This window comes from Streptomyces sp. NPDC020845 (assembly GCF_044334165.1).
GTDB lineage: Bacteria > Actinomycetota > Actinomycetes > Streptomycetales > Streptomycetaceae > Streptomyces.
Window position 1 is genome coordinate 353,079 of sequence record NZ_JBIRSJ010000003.1, and the last position, 22,104, is coordinate 375,182.

Below are 22,104 nucleotides of genomic sequence, written 5' to 3' on the forward strand. Positions count from 1 at the left end.
GCTCCGGGAACGGACTACGCGCTGCGAAGGACTTGAGTGCCCAGAAGATCCTCCATCGCGGCTGTCATCTCGGCGACGAGGTCGTGTCGCGGGTCTATGAGCCACTGGAGCTGGAGCCCGTCCCACATGGCGACAAGGGACCCCGCGATCGCCTGGGGGTCCCTGCTGTTGGAGATGCGGCCCTTGTCCTGGTCCCGCTGGATGAAGAGGGCGAGCATGGCGATGACCTTCTCGTATCTGTCACGGAACCACTGGTGCGCGGGATGGTCCGGAGATGAGGATTCCGCGGCCATCAGGGCGAGCAGCCGCAGTATCTCCCGCCGTTCGAGGTTGCGGCGAACGTAACGCAGCACGGCGTACGCCACGCCCTCTCTCCGGCTGTCCGCTTGGAAGGAGTCGACGTTCGCGCCGTCGGCGTTCTCAAGGACCGCCACGAGGAGCTCGCTCTTGCTGGGGAAGTGGTGCACGACAGTGGTCAGGCTGAGATCGAGTTGTTTCGCGATCTCCCGCAGGGACCCGCCTCGGTAGCCGCACGCTGAGAAGACGGATGTGGCGGAGCTGATGATCTCGGCTCGGCGCCGCGCGCTCTTGGCGTAGGGGCCACGCCGGGCGACGGGGCGAATCTCTTCGGTCATGGCATCAACCCTATGGCGCCGCGCGGCCGCGCCACGCCTCGCCGGCAGCGGCCGGAGCGTCGCGGGTTCCCCCTGCCGAAACTATGGCACTCGTTCGTTTTTCATTGTACCGTCGCGCTCACCTACCCCACGACGTGCGGATGAGCCGCTCACGCGCCCCTCGGGTGGAGAGGAATGGACAAGGATGTTCAGATCACAGGCCGCGAAGACACTCGTCGTCGGATTGACCGCCGCGCTGCTTCTGACCGGCTGCGGCCGGACCGACGCCAAGCGGGGACAGGGGTCCGCGGGTGCCCCGGTCGACAGCTCACCCGCCACCGGCGATATCACCGTGTGGGCGATGGGCACGGAGGGTGAGCTCCTGCCCAAGCTGGCTGCCCGGTTCGAGAAGGCGAACCCTGACGCGAAGGTGAAGGTCACAGCTGTTCCGTGGCAGGACTACGGCAAGAAGGTCGAAACGGCGATCGCGTCCGGTGACACCCCTGACGCCACTTTGGTGGGTGCCTCCGATATCGCGACGTTCGCGACCACGGGCGGGCTGGAGCAAGTCCCGCCGAAGCTCGTCGACGACTCCGCCTTCTACCGCGGTGCCGTCCGGAGCAGTGCCTTCGACGGGGCCACGTACGGTGTCCCCTGGTACGTGGAGACCCGCGCCCTCTTCTACCGCAAGGACCTGGCACGGGCTGCCGGAGTGTCCGCGCCGAAGACCTGGAACGAGTACCGCCCGTTCCTCAAGGCCCTCCAAAAGAAGGGCGCCAAGTGGGGCCTCTCGCTGCCCACCGGCGCGGCGCAGAGCTGGCAGAGCGTGTTGCCTTTCATGTGGCAGGCCGGAGCCCGGCTCATGAACGAGGACAAGACAGAGTTCACCTTCGATACCCCTGAGGCGCTCAAGGGACTGGAGTTCTACCAGTCGTTCTTCACCTCGAAGACCGTGAGCCGGAATGGCCCGGTGAGTCTCGGAGAGATCGAGCCGGAGTTCGTCTCCGGGTCCACTGCCGCGCTCATTTCCGGCCCGTGGGAACAAGGTCTGCTGAAGTCCGCCGGCGGCGATTCCTTCGTCAAGGACAAGGTGGGTATCGCGCCGCTCCCGGCAGGGCCCGATTCCAATGCCAGCTACATCGGCGGCGGGAACTGGACGGTGTTCAAGGACGCCAAGAACCGTGAAGGGGCCTGGAAGTTCATCCGGTGGATGGCTCGGCCCGACAGCCAGAAGGCATGGTACGAGCTGTCCGGCGATCTCCCTGCCGTACAGTCGGCCTGGAACGAGGGAAAGCTCGCAACCGACCCCGCCCTGGGCGTTTTCCGGACTCAGCTCAAGACCGCTCAGCCGGGTCCGACTGCCATCAGGTGGAAGCAAGTCACCGCGGTACTGGATTCCGAGATCGAAAAGGTCGCCAAGGGCGTCTCATCGCCGAAAGCAGCGCTGCAGAGAGTCCAGGCCAAGGCCTCGACGATCGGAACCGGAAACCAGCGATGACTCCGACCGCCTCGATGAAATCCTTGCCGGAGCGCCCCGCCGGCCCCGCCGGCACCCGGCGAACGGCTTCGCCCCGCGCCGCATCAGGACGCCTTCGACGCACACTGATCGCCTGGGGTTTCTGCTCGCCGTTCATCGCGCTGTTCGCCACCTTCGGCGTCTGGCCCATCTTCTCTTCTCTGTCGATGAGTGTTACCGACATCACCAGCCGGGACATACGGACACCGTTCAGCGTCAACTTCGTGGGCCTGGACAACTACAGCACTCTGTTCTCGGATCCCACCTTCGTCCGCGCGGTCCGCAACACCCTCTATTTCGTCGCCGTGGGGATCCCGCTGACGATGGTGATCGCCCTCGCCCTCGCCGTCGCGCTCAACTCGGGGATTCAGCGCGCGAAGGGATTCTTCCGGGTCGCGTACTTCGCCCCCGTGGTGACGAGCGTCGTGGCCATCGCAGTGGTATGGAGGTATCTCTACAAGCCGGACGGGATGCTCAACTCCATCCTCGCCGTCATAGGAATCCACGGCCCCGACTGGCTGAACGACCCGAACTGGTCGATGCCCGCCCTCATCCTGATGGCGGTGTGGCGCCACTTCGGCATCCCCATGGTGATTTTCCTGGCAGGACTGCAGGCAGTGCCTGCTGAACTGTACGAGGCGGCGCGCATGGACGGCGCCACACGCTGGCGCGCTTTCCGTAGCATCACCCTGCCGCTTCTCAGGCCGACCACCCTGATCGTCGCAGTACTTCTGAGCGTCAGCTACCTTCAGTTCTTCGAAGAACCGTTCGTGATGACGAGCGGCGGCCCGCTGGACAGCACGACATCGATCAGCTATTACGCGTACCAGCAATTCGGCTTCGGCAATTACGGTGTGGCCTCCGCGGCCTCCTATGTGCTGGTGGCCGCGATCGCGCTGCTCAGCTTCGTTCAATTCCGAATCTTCCGAGCGAAGGCCTGACATGATCTCCACGACCGCATGGACGGTTTCGGCCGGCCGCGACATCAGCGCACGCCGACGCATCCCGACTTCCCGAATCCTGGTCTACGGCGCCTTGATCCTGGGCCTCGTCGCGACGCTGGCTCCGTTCGCCTGGATGTTTCTCGGGTCGGTCAAGCCGACCGGCGAAATCGTCGCCCATCCGAGCGCCTGGCTCCCCGACGCTCCGACGCTGGTGAACTTCGACCAGTTGCTTTCGAAGCAGAACTTCGAACTGTACTTCCTCAACAGCGTACTGGTCGCCCTGGCCTGCGTCGCGGGGAATCTGTTGTTCTGCTCGATGGCAGGGTACGCGTTCGCGAAAATCGAGTTCGCCGGGAAACGTGTTCTGTTCGGCCTCGTGCTTACCATGCTGATCATCCCGGGCGTCACCACCTTTGTGCCGCTCTTCGTTCTGGTCAGCAACATGGGCCTGAGCAACTCCTACCTCGGGTTGATCCTCCCCTTCCTTGTGACACCGCTCGGCGTATTCCTCATGCGGCAGTTCATCCAGGACATCCCGGACTCCCTTGTCGAGGCAGCCCGCCTCGACGGTGCCGGTGAGATCCGGACGTTTCTCAGGGTGATCATCCCGCTCTGCCGGCCTTCTCTCGCGACCCTGGCGATCCTGACGTTCCTCGCGCAGTGGAACAACTTCCTGTGGCCACTCGTGATCGCGCAGACAGAGGAGCACTACACGCTGCCCGTCGCGCTCGCGTTGTTCTCCGTGGGTGCCAACGGCACCAACTACGGCCTGCTGCTCGCCGGCGCGGTAACCGTCGTCACACCGATCGTCCTGCTCTTCCTGGCCCTCCAGAAACACTTCATCCAGGGAATCGCCAACACCGGCATCAAATAGCCGGCACGCCCCCCACGACTCGACCACCGCGTGACCATCACGCCAAGAATCAGGAGAACGACGATGCTTCGCCCGCAGGACGGTCCCACACGCGAACGCCGCTCATTGGGTGGTTTGTGGAGGCTCCGGCTCGACCCGGAGGGAGCCGGCCGCACCGAAGGCTGGTGGCGCTCGCCCCTCGCATCGGCCGTGGACATGCCGGTACCGGCCAGCTATAACGACATCTTTCCCGATGCGACAATCCGCGACCACGTGGGCGACGCGTGGTACCAGACGAGCATATGGGTGCCGGCCCGCTGGGCGAAGGAACGGATCGTCCTGCGGTTCGACGCGGCCACCCACCGCGCCACCGCCTGGGTCAACGACACCGAGGTCGTATCACACGAAGGCGGCTACACTCCGTTCGAGGCCGACGTCACCGCACACCTCCGGCCGGGAGCCGAGAACCGTGTCACCGTCGTGGTCAACAACGAATTGACGTGGGAGTCGATACCGCCAGGCCGTATCGAGGAACGCGCCGACGGCCGCCGGACGCAGCGGTACTTCCACGACTTCTTCAACTACGCGGGTCTGCACCGGCCGGTCTGGCTGTACACCACGCCCCGTACGCACATCAGTGACATCACCGTGGCCACGAGCTTCGAGGGCACGACCGGTGTGGTCCACTACCGGCTGGACACCACCGGGGAGGCGAACTCGGTCCGTGTGGCGTTGCGCGACGCCTCCGGCACCGAGGTGGCCGCCTCCACCGGTGCGGTCGGCGCACTACGAGTGCCCGACGTGCACCCCTGGGCACCCGGCGACGGCTACCTCTACGAACTCGCGGCCACGCTGTTGGACACCTCGGGCGACGTCATCGACGACTACCGCCAGTCCGTCGGCGTGCGCACCGTGGAGGCACGAGGCAGGCAGTTCCTGATCAACGGAAACCCCTTCTATTTCAAGGGATTCGGCAAACACGAGGACGCCGCGGTGCGCGGCAGAGGCCACGATGACGCGTTGATGGTGCATGACTTCGCGCTGCTGGAGTGGACCGGCGCGAACTCGTTCCGGACCTCGCACTACCCCTACGCGGAAGAGGTCCTCGACTATGCCGACCGCCACGGTGTGGTGGTGATCGACGAGACAGCGGCGGTCGGCCTCAACCTCAATATCGGCGGAGGCGTCTTCAAAACCGGCAAGGTGACCACCTTCTCCCCGGACACCATCGGCGAAAGTGCCCAGAGCAACCACTTGCTGGCGATCCGGGAACTCGTGGCACGCGACAAGAACCACCCGAGCGTCGTCCTGTGGTCCATCGCAAACGAGCCCGACAACGTCCAACCGGAAGCGCGCGACTACTTCGCCCCGCTGGCGGCCGAAACCCGCCGCCTGGACCCGACCCGGCCCGTCGCCTATGTCAACGCGCTGATGGGATCACCGGACCAGTGCGTGGTCACCGACCTGTTCGATGTCGTACTCCTCAACCGCTACTACGGCTGGTACTTCGGCCCCGATGACCTGGCAGCGGCCGAGATCGAGTTGGAGGCCGAACTGCGGCAGTGGGCGGAGCAGCACGACAAACCCATCGTCATCACCGAGTACGGCGCCGACACCTACGCCGGACTGCACAGCGCCGTGCCGAGCCCGTGGACCGAGGAGTACCAGACGGAACTGCTCGAGGTGTATCACCGGGTATTCGACCGGGTCGACGCAGTGGTGGGAGAACAGGTCTGGCACTTCGCCGACTTCGCCACCGCGCCCGGCGTCTTCCGTGCCGACGGCAACAAGAAGGGCGTCTTCACGCGTGAGCGCCGCCCGAAGAGCGCCGCCTTCAGCCTGCGCGCCCGCTGGCGAAAGGCTGACTGAGCGCGAGGCCGTGCCGTGAGGCGTGTGCATCGTGAAGTTGCAGTTCACCGATCTGGTGTGCGCGGGTTCCGGTGTGCTCGTGGGTGCCGGGCTGTGTGCAGGGGCCTTCGCCTGCGTTCGTGGGCGGCTTGCCCACGGGAAGGGCCCTGCACATGGTCCCGGCTGAACGCCGTTGACCGTCGCTGAATGCAACGGGAATCGAGACGGCTACGCTCCTCACCGCAGCACCGGAGACGGCCCGCAGCCAGCTGTCGAGCGTGGGAGCTAAGCCGCGGGCTCCTGTACCTCTTCGAACAGGAAGGTTTCGTTTTCCCCGAAGTCCGGGGCTTGGAAGGGGTTGGTCGTCGGAGGCGGCGATGCTGTAGTGGAACAGCGGGGTTGCCCTTCCAGGGCGGAGAACAGCGACGTCAGATCGATGAGAGGTCTCCCTTTCGTTACAGGTCCCTGAGGGGACCTGGTGGTGCCGTGACCGGGCACAGCGGTTCTACAGCTTGGTCATCTTGGCGTACGGGCTCAAGATCCGCATTTGCGCCGAGCCGAAATCCACGAGCGCCGCGATTCCATCCTCGATGCCGATCACCCGGCCGAGGCCGTACACGTCGTGTGTGACCTGGTCGCCCACGGCGAAGTGCTTGGTGGCGGGCGTGACCCGGGCCTTGAAAGGGCTGGTGGGCAAACGACGCTTCGGTGCAGCAGGCTCTGTCATTGTGGCCCCAGTATGCGCCTACGAACTGCGATGGTGGCTCTCAGGGTCAGGAGTAGTTGAACGTTGGACTCACTCCAGCATGCGCTGAGCCTGCCGCCCGGTCGGCAGACGGACGGGTCGGGCGGTTCGGCCTCATAGACGACCGATCCGCCCGTACCCTTCGTGGTGTCTACGGCGTCACATAGCGGGCGCCAAACACTGGAGGCAATACCTCGTGCTGATTGCACAGCGTCCGTCCCTGACCGAAGAGGTCGTCGACGAGTTCCGCTCCCGGTTCGTGATCGAGCCGCTGGAGCCGGGCTTCGGCTACACCCTCGGCAACTCCCTCCGCCGTACCCTCCTGTCGTCGATCCCCGGCGCTGCTGTCACCAGCGTCCGCATCGATGGTGTCCTGCACGAGTTCACCACCGTGCCGGGCGTCAAGGAGGACGTCACCGATCTGATCCTCAACATCAAGCAGCTGGTCGTCTCCTCCGAGCACGACGAGCCGGTCGTGATGTACCTGCGCAAGCAAGGCCCGGGTCTCGTCACCGCCGCCGACATCGCCCCGCCGGCCGGTGTCGAGGTGCACAACCCCGACCTGGTCCTGGCCGCGCTGAACGGCAAGGGCAAGCTGGAGATGGAGCTGACGGTCGAGCGCGGCCGCGGTTACGTCTCCGCCGTGCAGAACAAGCAGGTCGGCCAGGAGATCGGCCGGATCCCGGTCGACTCCATCTACTCGCCGGTGCTCAAGGTCACCTACAAGGTCGAGGCCACGCGTGTCGAGCAGCGCACCGACTTCGACAAGCTGATCGTCGACGTCGAGACCAAGCAGGCGATGCGTCCGCGTGACGCCATGGCGTCTGCCGGTAAGACCCTGGTCGAGCTGTTCGGTCTCGCCCGTGAGCTGAACGTGGACGCCGAGGGCATCGACATGGGCCCGTCCCCGACGGACGCCGCCCTGGCCGCCGATCTGGCGCTGCCGATCGAGGAGCTCGAGCTCACCGTTCGCTCCTACAACTGCCTCAAGCGCGAGGGCGTCCACTCGGTGGGCGAGCTCCTGGCGCGCTCCGAGGCGGACCTCCTCGACATCCGTAACTTCGGTGCGAAGTCGATCGACGAGGTCAAAGCGAAGCTGGCCGGCCTGGGCCTGGCACTCAAGGACAGCCCGCCCGGATTCGACCCGACCGCCGCTGCCTTCGACGCGGACGACAACGGGAGCACGGGTTTCATGGGGACCGAGCAGTACTGAACGCGTCGCCAGGCCGTGGGGGAGCCGAAGGCAGAGGAGCCGGCGATGAGCACCGGCCGACCGCACCCGGCTCCCCGAAGGCCCACCGGGCGGAGATACAGATGCCCCAGCCCTCCGAGCCTGATCAGGAAGGCGAAGGCGGCCCCAAACGATCTCCAGGAACCACTCAGGGGCCTGATCCACTCACTGAAGCAGGCCCCTGACCTGGTACTGCACTGTCGGGGTGGCGGAATTTGATCGCACGGCTTCTTCGTCTCGAACGAAGAAGCCGTGGCCCGTGGCTCGCCCGCCTGGTTGGTCAGTGGTTCTCTCGCCCGGCAGGTGCGCGTCTATTCAGGGGGTTGCTGCAACGGAGGTTGGCGGACACCAACAAGGACAACCCCGACCGCCAGGTACGGCTCAGCTTCCTGGCGTGACTGCCTTCCCGCACTCCATGCGCCACTCGCGGCTGACCCACGCCGCGGAGCGGGGCGCGTCCATGTCGGTGGCCGGAGAGGAACATGATGAGTATTGAGGCATCCATCCCGTTGCGCGAAGCGGCTTTTCGTGACCTGTTCCAGAGGCCAGTACGGTCCGATTCATGGAGTGGAAGTTTCAGACGGCCGAAAAACTCGCGGCTGCCTTGCGCGCCGGTGAAGTGACCTCGGCGGAACTGACCGACGAGGCGATCGCCGGTATCGAGCGGGACGACAAGACGATCAACGCGATCTGTGTGCCGGACTTCGACCGTGCACGGGCTGCCGCGCGCGGTGCCGACCAGGCGCGCGCCCGCGGTGAGGACCGGCCGCTGCTCGGCATTCCGGTGACGGTCAAAGAGTCCTACAACATCGCCGGGCTGCCCACGACCTGGGGCATGCCGCTGCACCGGAACTACCTGCCGGCCGAGGACGCGGTGCAGGTGTCGCGGCTCAAGACCGCGGGCGCGGTGGTGCTGGGTAAGACCAATGTGCCCTTGGGACTGCAAGATATCCAGAGCTTCAACGAGATCTACGGCACCACTAACAATCCGTGGGATCACGATCGCACGCCGGGCGGATCCTCCGGCGGATCAGCGGCGGCCCTGGCGTCCGGATTCGGCGCGCTGTCCATCGGCTCCGACCTCGCCGGTTCGCTGCGCACCCCCGCGCATTTCTGCGGCATCTATGCGCACAAGCCGACACTCGGACTGGCGGCAACCCGCGGCATGGCCGCGCCGCCGGCACCGCCATTGCCGGTCGACCTCGACCTCGCCGTCGTCGGTCCGATGGCGCGCACTGCCCGCGACCTCACGCTCCTGCTCGACGTCATGGCCGGACCGGACCCGCTGACGCTCGGCAAGGCGCACGACTTGACCCTGCCGCCCGCCCGCCACGAGCGGCTCGGCGACTTCCGGGTCCTGGTCGTCGACGAGCATCCGCTCATTCCGACCGGGTCCGCTGTGCAGGCGGGCGTGAACCGGGTGGCCGACGCCCTTGCCGACGGCGGCGCCCGCGTCGAACGGCACACTCCGCTGCTGCCCGATCTGACCGAAGCCGCGACGCTCTACACGCAGTTGCTGTTTTCGGGCTCTGTCGCACGTTTTCCCGTCGACGCCTACGAGCAGCTGCGGACCCGCGCCGCCGGACTGAGCGCAGACGACCAGAGCCTCGACGCGACGCGGCTGCGCGGGATGGTGTTCAGCCACCGCGACTGGATCGAGGCCAACAACCATCGCGAACTCCACCGCCACGGCTGGCGGCAGCTCTTCGCCGAGTTCGACGCGGTGGTGTGTCCCATCACGCCCACTCCCGCGTTCCCGCACGACCACAACCCCAATCCGCTGGAACGCCGGATCGACATCGACGGCGTCGAGTGCCCGTACTTCGACCAGCTCGTCTGGGCCGGTGTGGCCACCATGCCCGGCCTGCCCGCCACCGCCATACCGGCGGGCCGGTCTCCCGAGGGTCTGCCGGTGGGAGTGCAGCTCATCGGTCCGATGTTCGAGGACCGCACCCCGCTGCGGCTGGCCGAACTGCTCGAGCAGAAGATCGGCGGCTTCCAGGCACCGAAGTAGGGCGGAATGTGGCGGACGGATCGGGCGGCCGGCATCGACCCCGCAAGACGACACGCCCCCGTCCGCACCGATTGCCGCGGCATCGGGCGCATGCTGGTTGTGAACTGGGCGCCCTTCGGGACAGGGCTTCACCCCGCGCGGACCATGCTGCTTCGCTGGCAGGGTGAGTGGCAGCAGCCGGCTGCGGGCGCCCGGACCGGGGCAGCGTCGACGTCGGCAGTGCCCATCGACGCACTGCGGGACCGGCTGCGCACATTGCGGCGGGAGATGTGGGAAGAACTGGGAGCGGCGGACAGAGGCACCCGCAGGTCGAGGGGGAGATGTGACCGACGCGGAGATCGAGGAGAGCGGGGGCGCCCGGGCGCTGCGCGCCTGGGTGATGGCCGCCACGAAGCGGGCGCTGCGACTGTACCCGCCGGGCACTCCCAACGCCGACCCGGATGTGTACGACAGCTCGATCGCCGAACTCCAAGAATTGCTACGGCTGTTGGAGCACGACGCGGAACTGCGAGCCACGGTGACGGTCCAGCTCGGCTCCGTCCTCACGATGCGGCACCTCGCCAGAGGCGGCGTGCCGCAGGACCGGGAGCGGGCGCGGCTGCTGCTGCGGGAGGCCCGCGATCCCCGGACCGAAACCGGGGCGGCGACGGATGCGGACGACCGGCGGTGGGCTGCGCTGGTCCTGCTGAGTCTGGTGATGCCCATCCCGCTGGCAGGGGGTGGGGTCGGCCAGGACGGCTTCTTCAACATGCTCGACTGGCGCGCGTACCAGGAGCCCGAGGAGATGGCGGCCATCGCGGCCGAGATGCCGGCGCTCTTGGCCGAGGCTCTGGAGTTGCCGCTGGCGCCGGAACTGCACGGCCGACTGCAGCGGATGAGCACCATGATTGCCGCACTGCCGGGGCCCGACGGACCCGGTGCCCTGCGCCAGTTCGTCGATTCGTTGCCCGAAGGCTTTCCTCATGCGGACCAGATGCGGCTGATGACGGACGTGTTGTCGGAAGCCGGGCGTACCGCCGCCGGCCCCAAACCTGCCGCGAGCGCGGAAGACCCCGCGGGTCCGGAGCCGGCTGCCCCTCCGGGCCCCTCCGGCCCGCAGCAGGGCCGAGCCCGCACATCGGTCGCGGCCGACGACGACCCCGATGTCGTCGCCATGGACGCCATGATGCCCTCAGTACTCGACGCGCTCGCAGCCTTGCGAGGCGGCGACCCGGAGGCCCTCAACCGGGCACTGCGACGGCTGCGCGCCGCACACGGAAAGCTGCCGCCCGGCCATGAGGCGAGCGTCTCCATCGAGAATTTCATCGGCATGCTGCTCCAGGCGGGGGAGAGCGTCGGCGGCAACCTCCAGGACCAGTCCCTCGGTCACGAGTACGTGACGGCGTTGGCCGACCAGATGCAGTCGTTCGCAGCGGCCTCCACGACTCCGGTAACCGCTGAGTTCGCGGTCGCGGTCCGTGTCTACCCCCTGATGAGCCGGATCGACGCGGCCTACAAGGCGGAGGACGCGGCGACGGTGCGAGCCCTCCTCGGCGAGCTCGAGGCACTTGAGGCGGACACTCCGCCGGACAACGGATTCCGCTTCCAGATCCAGCTGGCCCTGGCCCAGGCCTGTCTCTCGCTCGGCAACCTCACGAACGACAACGACATGCGGTTGCGTGGCGCCGACTACCACGAACAGAGCCTGGCAGCCGCAGCGCACGCACCCGCATTCATCAGGGAGTCGCTCTCCCAGCACGCCACCGGCCCCGATGCCGTACGAGCCCGGGTCACCGGCGACCCGACATTGCTGCAGCATGCCACCGCCGCGCCGCCTGACGCTTCGACGAGTCAGCGGTGGGACTCCGCGCAGTCCCTGATGGTCCGGTACACCCTCACCCGCGACCTCTCGGATCTCGACCCTCTCATCGCCGAACTGAGGCGGGTGTGCGACGACATACGGCAGGGCCAAAGGCCCCGGTTCGCCGCCAAGGCCCAGTGGATGCTGGCAGAGGCATACCGAGCCCGCTGGCACCACACGCAGGACCCGGCGGATCAGGCCTCCGCCACGGCCACCGCAAAAGAGGCCCTGAACACACTCGCAGCCGACGTACTCCTGCAACTGGGGTCGGAGCACGGCCTGTTGACGGCTCGCGCCGGCGCCGCGCGCAGCGTCATGGCGGCCATCTGGGCCGCGTCGCAAAACCAGGCAGAGGAGGCGGTGGCTGCCCTTGAGCTGGGCCGCGCCCTCGTGCTGCACGCTGCGTCCACGTCGCGTACCGTGCCCGAACTCCTCGACGCGCGCGGGCAGCAGGAGCTTGCCGAGGCATGGCGAAAGTCCGGCACGGCCGACGCCGGGGAGCCCGACGGGCCCCCTGGCGAGCTGCGCAGCACTCTGCGCCGCCGCGCCCTGGAGGCGCTCGGCTACCGGCAGCACGGCCTGTTCACCACGCCCACGCTCAATGAGCTGGCGGACGGTGTCGCCGAGGGCGGAGCGGACGCGCTGGTATATCTGCTGCCCGGCGAAGGTGACGCACCCGGCGTAGGGATCGTCGTGGGGGCGGACTTCGGCGTCGGCATAGGCGGCCTTCCGCTGCTGTCCGGCACCGAGAGCGGTCCCCTTGAGCGCTACCTCGACGCGGCCGCCGAACGGTCCAAGCGGCTCGGCGAACCGGCCGCAGAACAGGCCTGGGAGGAGGCCCTGTCGACGCTCTGCGACTGGGCGTACCGGGCGGCGCTCGACGACATCCTCACAGCCGTCACGCAACACCTCACCGCGGGCGAGAGCCGCCGCGAAAACCGTTCGGGCCCGCCCAGGATCGTCCTCGTGCCGTGTGGCCGCCTGGGTGTCGTCCCCTGGCACGCCGCACGCCTGCCCGCGGCGGCGTCCCACGACTACGTCTGCCAGATCGCCGTCATCAGTTACGCGGCGTCCGGCGGCCAGTTCCTGCGCACAGTGAAGCGCGCCAGCCGGGACACGACCGGCGCCGCGGTCCTGATCGCCGATCCCCGGCAGGAGCTGACCTACGCCGAGCTGGAGGCCACGGCGCTCTACGAGGCCTTCTACCCGCAGGCGCGGCTGTACGGCGAGTTCTTCGAACCGCCCGTGGAGCCGGTGGCGGCCGGCACCCCCGACGAGGTCCTCGCACTCCTGTCCGATCCTTCCAAGGCTCCCTCGCTGCTGCATGTGGCCTCGCACGGCTCCGCGGGGGTGCGTCCGACGGTGTCGGCGCTGCATCTCGCCTTTCCGGACGGCACCGACGTGCTGCCGGCCGAGGAGGGCGGCCCCGGGGCCGAGCCGGACCGGGGCATGCTGACCGTGACCCGGCTGCTGGACCGACCGTGGCACGAACAGCCCGGCGCCCAGGGGCCGTTGGTGGTCCTGAGTGCCTGCGAGACCGACCTCAGCACCCGTGACCACGACGAGGCCCTGACCCTGACGACAGCCTTCGTCTCGGGTGGGGCACGCAACGTCGTGGGATCGCGGTGGACCGCTCAGGACGGGGCCTCGGCGCTGATGATGGCGGTGTTCCACCACTACCTGACCGTCGAGGGGCAGGGACCGGCGGACGCGCTCAGGGCCGCGCAGCTGTGGATGCTCGACCCGGACCGGAAAAATCCGGGCTCGCTGACCGGCGCGCTGCTGCGCGAGATCCGGCGCCCGGGGCTCGAACGTCTGCCGGTCTGGGCGGCGTTCATCCACCAGGGACACCCAGGTCCAGGACGGGCGACGGCAGCGGCGACGCAGTCCGCCTCCGCGAAGGGAGCCGTATGAACCCGGACCCCGACCGTCAGGTGCGGCTCAGCTTCCTGGGCTGAGGAGGCCGGGCGACACAATGGTCGCGGATACGTACGCGGCGAGGAGAGCGGGGAGCGAGATGGCGGCAAAGGGGCGGGTCACGATCCGTGAGGTGGCGGAGCGGGCGGGCGTGTCCGTGGCCACGGTCTCGCGCGTACTGAGCGGGAACTACCCGGTCCCGCCGGCCACCCACACCCGGGTCATGCGCGCGGCGCGGGCCCTGGACTACGTCGCCAATGCCCATGCCCGCGCCCTGGTCGGCGGTGGCCGCAAGATGGTCGCGGTCGTGTTGCGCCAGGTCACCAGCCCCTTCTACGCACAGGTGGCCGAGGGCGTGGAGGCAGAGGCGGCCGCGCGCGGCTGGCTGTGTCTGGTGGGTACGACGGGCGGCGACCCCCAGCGCGAGCTGGAGATTGTGCAGCTCATGCGGGAGGAGGGCGCCCGGCTGGTGATCCTGGTGGGCGGGGTGGTCGAGGACGACGCCTACCGTGAGCGCGTTGCCCGCTACGCGCAGGCCCTCGACTCCTCCGGCGCCCGGCTCGTGCTGTGCGGACGGCCCGCGCCGGACCCGGACATCCCGGCGCTGGTCGTCGAGTTCGACAACGAGGCCGGGGCCCATGCCCTCACCGGACATCTGCTCTCCGCGGGCCACCGCAGGATCGTCTTCCTCGGCGGGCTGCCCGGCAACACGGCCCTGGACGCACGCGTCGCGGGCTACCGGGCCGCCCTCGCCCAGCACGGTCTGCCGCCCGAGGCCGCGCAGGTCGTCGACTGCGGCCTGGGCCGTGCCGCCGGACACCGCGCCATGACCGAACTCCTCCACGGCACACCGGAGTTCACCGCCGTGTTCGCCGGGGACGACATGGTGGCCGCCGGGGCCCTGCGCGCCATCGCCGAGGCGGGTCTGCGCGTCCCTGACGACATCTCCGTCGTCGGCTACAACGACATCCCGCTCGCCGAGGACTTCAACCCCCCGCTCACCACGGTCCGCACCCCCGCCGAGGAACTTGGCCGCGCCGCCGTACGCATCGCCCTGCGCGACCCCGAACACGCCGCGGGCGCCCACCATGTGCTCGGCACCCACATCGTCGTACGCGAGAGCGTCGCCGCGCCTCCGTCGGTGCCCGCCCGCTGACCGCCACCTGCCACCGCCCCTGCCGCCACCGGGGTCATGGGCGGACGGCGACGAGGACATGGCTGTCCCCGAACTGCCAGACCGGCCCGGCCTGGGCGAACCCCGCCTGCCGTAGCAGCGCGATATGCCGCGACAGGCACAGGCCGTTGTGGCCGACCCCCGCGTCCTGCTGGTGTGCTGGTCGCCGGCTCTCGCGGCGCTCGGCGAGCAGCCCGGCCAGCTCCGGGTCCTCGGCCGTGGCGGCCCACCAGGACTCCCAGTCCTCGTGGGCGAACGCGCGCAGCCGCTCGGAGCGCCGCGCCCCGACATGGGCGGCGATCCGCGCCGGCTGGGTGTCCTCCGGTGGGAAGTGGTCGGCGTTGACGAGGACGCCGCCGGGGCGCAGCAGGGCGGCGAGCCGCTGGTAGGTGCGGCGCAGGGACTCCTCGGTGAGGCAGTGCAGCGCCGTCGTGGAGACCGCGGCGTCCAGGGGGCCGTGCAGGCCCAGTACGTCGGTCCACCCCGGCTCGCCGATGACCGCCTCGACGTAGCGGGCCGCGGCGGCGTGGCGGGTGCGGGCGAGGGCCAGCAGCAGGGGGTCACGGTCCACCGCGACGATCTCCGCGGCCGGCATCCGCTCGGCCAGCCGCGCGGTCAGCGACCCGGGGCCGCAGCCGAGGTCGACGATCAGCGGATGCGGCCGGTCGGCCGTGCTGTGCTGCACGACGTCGGCGATCACGGTGAACCGTTCCTCGCGGTCGACTGCGTAGCGCTGCTGCTGACGCTCCCAGCGCCCTACCCACCGCTCGGCCGCGGCCCTGCTCAGCCCCATCGGGTCGTACCACCTTGCTGTTCTCTGCTGCTCTCGGCGCGCCTGAAGCCTACAGATGGAAACGGTTCCCATTCACATCTGGACGGAGAATTCACCCGATTCGCTGAGTTTGATCCATGGGTTTCACTGAAGTCCGCGCAACACATCGAGCAGCCGCTCGATCTCCTCAGGGGTGTTGTGGAGGTGCAGACTCACCCGCACCGACCCGGTCCGCTCGCCCGCGCTGCCCTGGCAGTGGCTGTCCGAGCGGACCATGAAGCCGTGGCTGAAGAGGATGAACCCCAGGTCGCCGGAGGTGATTTCGCGATGCCGGAAGGCGACGATGCCCTGGCGCCGCTGCACGGTCGAGTCCGCGGCGAGGCTGGTCCGGCAGCCCAGCACCTCGTACGCGTCCAACCGCCGCAGCCCGTCGGTCAGCCGGGCCGCCAGGGCCATGGTCCAGCGTTCGATCCGGTCGAGGCCCGCCGCGTCCAGCCAGTCGAGCGCGGCGGCCAGGGAGACGACACCCGCGGTGTTCGGGGTGCCGCTCCAGCCGCCGGCCCGGAATTTCGGCCCGCGCGCCTGCCGGGCCCAGACCGCGCCCGAGCCCGGCAGGGCCAGGGCCTTGTGCCCGGAGAAGACGACGAAGTCCACGTCGAGGTCGGCCACGGAGACCGGCAGATGGCCCACGCTCTGGGCGGCGTCCAGGCAGATGACCGCCTGAGGGCCGACGGCCCGGCGGATGCGGTGGACGTTCATGTCCGCCCCGTAGACGTGGTGGACATGTGTGACGGCGACAAAGCGGGTCCGGGGCCCGGCGAGTGCGGCCAGGGCGCGGTGGTCGTAGTCGCCGGAACCCTTCTGGTACGGCATCTCGACGACGGACACCCGGACACCCTGGCGGGCCAGCAGCCGCTGCGCCTCCAGCCAGGGGGAGATGTTCGCCTGGTGGTCCGCCACGGGGACGACGATCTCGTCCCCGTCGGCCAGATACTCCGGGAGCCAGTCGCGGGCCACGGTCCGCAAACCCTCCGTCGTACCGCTGGTGAAGTGTGTGCACGACCTCTCGGGGGCGGGGTCGTGCAGAAACTCCTTGATCCGGTCCCGGGCCTCCTCGACCAGCGCCGTGGTCCGGTTGGCCCAGGGGTAGGTGGCGCGCCCGGCGTTGGCGTTGGTGGTGGTGAGATAGGCCCAGACGGCGTCGAGCACGGCCTGCGGCTTCTGCGCGGTGGCCGCGCTGTCCAGGTAGACCAGGTCCGGGTGGCCGGTGACGATCGGGAACTGGGCGCGCAGCCGGCGCTGCCACTCCCGCAGCTCTTCCAGCTCTTCCAGCCCTTCCAGCCCTTCCGGCGCTTCCGGCCCTTCCGGCATGGCGGTCACCTCAGTCCCGTACGAGCGGTGCTCCGGCGTCGCGCCAGGCGATGATGCCGCCTTCGAGGCTGCGTATGTCGGGGTGGCCCATCCGGGTCAGCAGCGCCGCGTACCGGGCGGACTTCTCGCCCACCGGGCAGGCCAGCAGCACCGGCCGGCTGCGGCTGAAGGGCAGGCCGCCGTGGACCAGCTCCTCGAACAGCTCGTCCACGATGTTCACCGAGCCGTCGATATGCAGCGCGGCGTACGCGTACGGGCTGCGCAGATCGACCACCAGCGGCCCCTCCCGATCGATCCACGCCCGGGCGTCGGGGACCGTGATGGACGGGGCGGCCAGCACCTCGGCGTCGGACACGTCGGCGGCGGAGTACTTCCGGCGCGGGCGGCCCAGCAACTCCGGGCGCCGCTGCCGGACGTAGCTCAGATAGCTCTCCACCCGGTCGCAGACGATGAACACCGCGGTCCTGCGGCCGCCCCCCGGCTCCGACGGCTGCTCACCGCCCGGGTTCTCGTCACACGCCTGCTCGTCACGCGTCTGCTGGTCACACGTCTTCTCGGCGCATATCTTCTCGTCGTACGCGCGCAGATGGCGTACGGCGCCGACGTACGCGGCGCCACCGGTGGGCCCCGCCATGATGCCGCAGCGGCGGTTCAGGGTCAGCAGTCCGTCGATGGCCTCATCCGCGCTGACGGACTCGATGGTGTCGTAGGTGTCCGGGTCGAACAGCCCGACCTCGTGCACCTCGTCCAGGGTGCGGATGCCCGGGATGAAGTCGGACTTGGCCGCCACCAGGCCGACGACCCGCACCCCGGGGTCGTGCTCGCGCAACACCCGGGCGACGCCGGTGGAGGATCCGGCGGTGCCCACGCAGGCGATGAACCAGTCCGGGGCCTTGCCGTCCAGATCCTTGACGATCTCCGGCCCGGTGCCGGTGATATGGGCCTCGGTGTTACGGGCGTTGAAGTACTGGTCGGTGTGGAGATAGGCGCTGCCGGACGCGGCGAGTGTGCGGTGGAAGACGGTGAGCGGGTCGTCCGTCGCCGTCGGGTCCAGACACTCGCTCTGCCCCGGCAACTCCTCGATCTCCGCGCCCAGCAGCAGAAGCAGATCCTTGATCTCCGGCACCCGCATCCGGTTGGTGACGCTCTTGAAGGACAGCCCATGCATGCCTGCGATCACGGCGAGCGCCTTGGCCGTGTTTCCGCTGGAGAGCTCGACGACCTGGCTGTCGGCCGCCATGGCGGCGGCCAGTTGCGGGCGCGCCATATGCCATGCGGCCCGGTCCTTGACCGATCCGAAGGGGTTGAGCAGTTCGAGCTTGGCGTACAGGTCGATATGGCGCAGTCCGTGCACGGCCGGGTCGATGCGGACCAGCGGGGTGTTTCCGATGGCGCCGGTGATGCTGTCGTACCTCACTGCTGTCCCCCAGGAGGTGTGATCGGCCAGTACTCCTCGTCCAGACACCAGCGCCACCCGGCGCGGTCCTGCCAGGCGGCCACCTTGCGGGCGACGGGCTGCCGTTGCGCCCGCGTGGCATGGAAGTCCATGCAGTACCCGGCCGTGTTCACAAAGGCCAGCAGATCGCCGGGGGCGGGGCGGCGCGGCAGATGCACCACCCGCCGGGTGATCAGGTCGGACTCCAGGCACAGACTTCCGAACAGATACGTCTCCACGGGTTCGCCGGGTTCGCCGGGTCCGCCGGGTCCGCCGGGCCCGGCGGACGCGCCCGGTTCGCCAGGCTCGCGCGGTTCGCGCGGTTCGCGTGGCAGCAGGACGGGATCCATGAGGATGCCGTGTTCCTCAAGACCGATGTCGCCCGCCGTGGCCGCGAGCCGCACCCACAGCGGGCCCGCCCCCACGTCCCGGGCCTCCAGCACCCGCGCCAGGGTCACCCCGCACTGGTCGAGCAGGGCGCGGCCGGGCTCGGTGTGCAGGTCGTAGAGGTGTTCCAGAAGCAGCGTGGCCAGCGGGCGGCCACCGAAGGCGGCGGCCGGGCGGGACAGCAGATCGTCCAGATACCGCTCACCGGCCACCGGACGGTACGCCGGGTACACCCCGAGCGCGCCGCGCAGCGTGCCGCCGTCCTCGCGCAGCCCGTAGCCGTGGCCGCCCCAGGTCAGCGGTGGGCGGGTGCCCAGGACGGCCTGCGCGAGCTCGGTCGTGTACCGCTCCCACTGCGTACGGTCGGCGAGGTAGTTGACCCCGAAACCGCCGCCGATGTCGACGGCCTGCGGCGTCAGACCCCGGCCGCGACACTCCTCCAGGGCCAGCAGACAGCCTTCGAGGGCGACCGCCTTCTCGGCGGCGGACGTGGTGTCGAGGTGATAGGCGACACCGGTCAGCTCCACCGCGTCGGCGTACCGCTTGAGGGTGTCCAGTACGGCGTCCAGCTCCGGTACGGGCGTACCGAAGCGGCTGCGACGCGTCAGCACCTTGACGCCCGACGACTCGAACCCCGACAGCCGCAGCAGCACCCGGACGCGCGGCAGGCCGTGGGCGCGCGTCAGGGTGGCGAGCTGATCGAGCTCGGCGGGGGAGTCGAGGCTCACGGTGGCCCCGGTCCGGGCGGCCAGCCACAGGAACCGTGAGTCTTTGGGCCCGGTGGCCGTGATCAGGGACGGGGCGAACCCGCAGCCCAGGGCGTGCTGCAACTCGCCGAGCGAGGCGACGTCGACCCCTGCGCCGGTGGCGGCGAGGCGCCGCAGCAGGGCGCTGGACCGGTTTGCCTTGTGGGCCAGGAAGATCTGGCCGGCGAGGTGGTGGCCGCGGTACACCGAGCGGAACCGCTCCACGTTCTCGGCGAGCTGGTCGGGCAGCACCACGCCCAGCGGCGAGCCGAGCGCGTCGGCGAGGGTGTGCAGCAGGTGGTCCGATTCCAGCAGCGATCCGAGCCTTGGCCCCAACCGCGGCTCCAGGTACAAGGCGCCGCCCATGCCGCGGTCGCCTCCCCCCTGAACCCTCGAACCTTCCTGGACCTTCGCGGTGACTCGACTACCGCACTTCGTCAGAGCATTTCCGCTCGCAAGGGCGTTTACCCCCGAGCGGGTGCATCTGGCTCATATCGAAGGCCCGGCTGCGCCGGGCGGGCCGGGGGGTGCCCGAGATCGAGAGTCGGCTGCGGTGCCTTTGCCTTCGGCCGCTCGGCCACACCGGCCATCGGGCCGGTGGCGGGATTCGAACCCGCGAGGATCGTTGATCCAGAAGTATCCGCTGCCTGCGCACCGGGCACCCTCCCGGCCGAGACCACGGTAGCCGTCCGCAGCGACCGGGCCGAGCGGGTTTTCCGCGGGGGCGTGTGGTCGGGCCGGTCAGCGCGGTACGAGCTTGAGCGTGGTGGCGCGCGCCGTGTCCGTGACCATGGGCCTGACGTACGATCCGCTGTAGCGGCTGTACTTGGAGCGGTACGCGGCGTCGATGCGGTCGTTGACACCGGGGTCGGGCGCCTCGACGAGGGTGACGTCCTTGTCGACGCCGCCGGAGGTGATGTGGCCCGCGTGGCTGGCCCGGGCGGCGCGGTACCAGGCGCCGCCGCTGCCCCGGAAGGAGCGGACGTAGAGGTCGTCGCCGTCACGGACCACCCAGATCGGCACCGCTGTGCGCGGTGTGCCGTCCCCGCGGAGCGGAGCCATCTCGAGTTCGTCGGCCGCCGCGATGTTGCTGAGCTCGTCGCTCGTCCATGTCGTCATCGGCTCGTCTCCTTCGCGATACCGGTCTTGCGAGTGATGTGGGTGATACGGCCCTCGCGTATGCGATCGCGTCAGGGGCGGGTGCCGGTGCTGACGCGCGGGCCGTTGTACTCGGCGTCGGTGACATGCTCCAGCCAGGAGACCTCGTCGGTCTCCCACAGCGCGAGATGGGCCATGAACCGGTCGGGAGCGGCGCCGTGCCAGTGCTGCTCGCCCGGGGGCGTGTAGACGACATCGCCGGGGTGGGCCTCGAGGATGTCGCCACCGCGGGACTGGATCAGCGCGATGCCCTCGACGATGTAGAGGGTCTGGCCCAGGCCGTGCGAATGCCAGGCGGTACGGGCGCCGGGCGAGAACCTGACCATGTTGGCCCGGGCTCGGGAGGGCTCCTCGCCCCGGTGGATCACATCGGCCCAGGCGTCGCCGGTGAACCACTCGGCGGGCAGTTTCATGGTCGGCGGTGGCTTCAGCAGTTCCATCGTGCGTGCTTTCTTCTCGTCGTTCCCGTCGTTCCCGTTGTTCTCGAGCCCGTACCCCCGTGTGCCCGTACAGAGGAGAGTTCCACCGCGGAAGGCAATCAACCAGGGAGAAGACTCTCCCCCCTTCAGCTCCTGCCCCTGTCCCGGAGCGGCGGCCCAGCCATTCGCGCAGCGGTCGATTTCTGTGAAAATGGCTGGCATGACGCGCGGCGCAGCCATCGAGCTGGGACAGTTCCTCAAGACCCGGCGCGCCGAGCTGACCCCCCGCTCCGTGGGGCTGCCCGACAGCGGTGCGCACCGGCGGGTGCCGGGGCTGCGCCGGGAGGAAGTGGCCATGTTGGCCGCGATCAGCACCGACTACTACACCCGCCTGGAACAGGGCCGTATGCAGGTGTCCGAGCCGGTGCTGTCCGCCATCGCGCGTGTTCTGCGGCTGAACGAGGACCAGCGCGCGTACGCGTTCGAGCTGGCGGGCCGGGAGACCGGCCGGTCGCGCCGGCATGAGGTGCAGACGGTCAATCCGCAGTTGCAGCGGCTGCTGGACGACCTCGTCTCGATCCCGGCCATGGTCCTCGGCCGCCAGATGGACGTGCTCGCGTGGAATCCGCTGGCCGCCGCCCTGGTCGGCGACTTCGGGCAGATCCCGCCCGAGGACCGCAACTACGCGAAGATGGTCTTCAGCGACCGTATGAAAGACCTGTACGCGGACTGGGAGGACACGGCCCTGATCACCGTGGCCCAGCTGCGTATGGAGGCGGCCCACAGCGCCGGCTCCCCACGGCTCACCGCGCTGGTGAACGAACTGTCGGAGCGGGACCCGGATTTCCGCCGGTGGTGGGCGGCTCGCCATGTGGCCGCGCGCACCGTGGGCACGAAGACGCTGAACCACCCCGTGGCCGGCACACTCGTCCTCGAATGGGACACGCTCACCGCCAGCACCGACCCTGACCAGCAGCTGGTCATCTGGACCGCGAAACCGGGCACGCCCACGCACGACGGCCTGCGCACCCTCGCCTCCTGGACCGCGGGTAGCCACCAGGCCGCTCCGGGCACCACGAGCTGACCACCCTTCGCGCCCGCTCACCCCTCGTCGCTCGCG

General features: G+C 69.1%; 17 protein-coding genes. 9 read left to right on the forward strand and 8 right to left on the reverse strand.

Annotated elements, in window-relative coordinates:
* Positions 1–14: 14 nt before the first annotated feature.
* A complete protein-coding gene (locus tag ACH4U7_RS08885) occupies positions 15–635 on the reverse strand; it encodes a TetR/AcrR family transcriptional regulator (RefSeq protein ID WP_398527269.1) in 621 nt (206 codons plus the stop codon).
* A 223-nt stretch (positions 636–858) separates the two neighbouring features.
* Here ACH4U7_RS08885 and ACH4U7_RS08890 point away from each other — a divergent pair, with 223 nt between their 5' ends.
* The 4 genes from ACH4U7_RS08890 to uidA all read left to right on the forward strand — a co-directional run bounded on the left by ACH4U7_RS08890 (position 859) and on the right by uidA (position 5,796).
* Positions 859–2,112 (forward strand): sugar ABC transporter substrate-binding protein, encoded by a 1,254-nt coding sequence (locus ACH4U7_RS08890; protein WP_398527270.1) that lies wholly within the window; start codon positions 859–861, stop codon positions 2,110–2,112.
* Positions 2,109–3,071, forward strand: a complete 963-nt coding sequence (locus tag ACH4U7_RS08895) for a carbohydrate ABC transporter permease (protein ID WP_398527271.1) — start codon at positions 2,109–2,111, stop codon at positions 3,069–3,071. Before ACH4U7_RS08890 ends, ACH4U7_RS08895 begins: the two co-directional genes overlap by 4 nt.
* A gap of 1 nt (position 3,072) precedes the next feature.
* Positions 3,073–3,948 carry a carbohydrate ABC transporter permease gene (locus ACH4U7_RS08900; protein ID WP_398527272.1) on the forward strand — a complete coding sequence of 292 codons (876 nt, stop codon included), beginning with the start codon at positions 3,073–3,075 and terminating at the stop codon, positions 3,946–3,948.
* Positions 3,949–4,011: 63 nt separating this feature from the next.
* The gene (uidA, locus tag ACH4U7_RS08905) at positions 4,012–5,796 is read left to right on the forward strand and encodes a beta-glucuronidase (RefSeq protein WP_398527273.1); all 1,785 of its coding nucleotides are present in this window, start codon (positions 4,012–4,014) and stop codon (positions 5,794–5,796) included.
* Positions 5,797–6,280: 484 nt separating this feature from the next.
* Here the strand turns inward: uidA and ACH4U7_RS08910 are convergent, their stop codons facing one another.
* A complete protein-coding gene (locus tag ACH4U7_RS08910; protein WP_398527274.1) occupies positions 6,281–6,502 on the reverse strand; it encodes a hypothetical protein in 222 nt (73 codons plus the stop codon).
* Positions 6,503–6,716: 214 nt separating this feature from the next.
* Between ACH4U7_RS08910 and ACH4U7_RS08915 the strand changes: the two genes are divergently transcribed.
* From ACH4U7_RS08915 to ACH4U7_RS08930, 4 genes are all read left to right on the forward strand, one after another.
* A complete protein-coding gene (locus ACH4U7_RS08915) occupies positions 6,717–7,733 on the forward strand; it encodes a DNA-directed RNA polymerase subunit alpha (RefSeq protein WP_398527275.1) in 1,017 nt (338 codons plus the stop codon).
* 580 nt (positions 7,734–8,313) lie between these two features.
* Entirely contained in the window at positions 8,314–9,765 is a 1,452-nt protein-coding gene (locus ACH4U7_RS08920) for an amidase (RefSeq protein WP_398527276.1), read from the forward strand.
* 322 nt (positions 9,766–10,087) lie between these two features.
* Positions 10,088–13,519, forward strand: a complete 3,432-nt coding sequence (locus ACH4U7_RS08925) for a CHAT domain-containing protein (RefSeq protein ID WP_398527277.1) — start codon at positions 10,088–10,090, stop codon at positions 13,517–13,519.
* Positions 13,520–13,622: 103 nt separating this feature from the next.
* The gene (locus ACH4U7_RS08930) at positions 13,623–14,678 is read left to right on the forward strand and encodes a LacI family DNA-binding transcriptional regulator (RefSeq protein WP_398527278.1); all 1,056 of its coding nucleotides are present in this window, start codon (positions 13,623–13,625) and stop codon (positions 14,676–14,678) included.
* Between the two features lie 34 nt (positions 14,679–14,712).
* Here the strand turns inward: ACH4U7_RS08930 and ACH4U7_RS08935 are convergent, their stop codons facing one another.
* From ACH4U7_RS08935 to ACH4U7_RS08960, 6 genes are all read right to left on the reverse strand, one after another.
* On the reverse strand, positions 14,713–15,489 hold the full coding sequence (locus ACH4U7_RS08935) for a class I SAM-dependent methyltransferase (RefSeq protein ID WP_398527279.1): 777 nt from the start codon (positions 15,487–15,489) through the stop codon (positions 14,713–14,715).
* A gap of 123 nt (positions 15,490–15,612) precedes the next feature.
* On the reverse strand, positions 15,613–16,839 hold the full coding sequence (locus tag ACH4U7_RS08940) for an aminotransferase class V-fold PLP-dependent enzyme (protein ID WP_398527280.1): 1,227 nt from the start codon (positions 16,837–16,839) through the stop codon (positions 15,613–15,615).
* Between the two features lie 10 nt (positions 16,840–16,849).
* Positions 16,850–18,256: a pyridoxal-phosphate dependent enzyme gene (locus tag ACH4U7_RS08945; protein ID WP_398527281.1), complete on the reverse strand. Its 1,407-nt coding sequence runs from the start codon at positions 18,254–18,256 to the stop codon at positions 16,850–16,852.
* Positions 18,253–19,773 carry an alanine racemase gene (locus ACH4U7_RS08950; RefSeq protein ID WP_398527282.1) on the reverse strand — a complete coding sequence of 507 codons (1,521 nt, stop codon included), beginning with the start codon at positions 19,771–19,773 and terminating at the stop codon, positions 18,253–18,255. The genes ACH4U7_RS08945 and ACH4U7_RS08950 overlap by 4 nt, the downstream gene beginning before the upstream one ends.
* Before the next feature lie 375 nt (positions 19,774–20,148).
* Positions 20,149–20,526: a DUF2255 family protein gene (locus tag ACH4U7_RS08955; RefSeq protein WP_398527283.1), complete on the reverse strand. Its 378-nt coding sequence runs from the start codon at positions 20,524–20,526 to the stop codon at positions 20,149–20,151.
* 71 nt (positions 20,527–20,597) lie between these two features.
* Complete coding sequence (locus tag ACH4U7_RS08960; RefSeq protein ID WP_398527284.1) at positions 20,598–21,005, reverse strand: cupin domain-containing protein; 408 nt, start codon at positions 21,003–21,005, stop codon at positions 20,598–20,600.
* 199 nt (positions 21,006–21,204) lie between these two features.
* On the opposite strand from ACH4U7_RS08960, the gene ACH4U7_RS08965 reads away from it, so the two are divergent.
* Positions 21,205–22,068 (forward strand): helix-turn-helix domain-containing protein, encoded by an 864-nt coding sequence (locus tag ACH4U7_RS08965; protein ID WP_398527285.1) that lies wholly within the window; start codon positions 21,205–21,207, stop codon positions 22,066–22,068.
* Positions 22,069–22,104 lie beyond the last annotated feature (36 nt).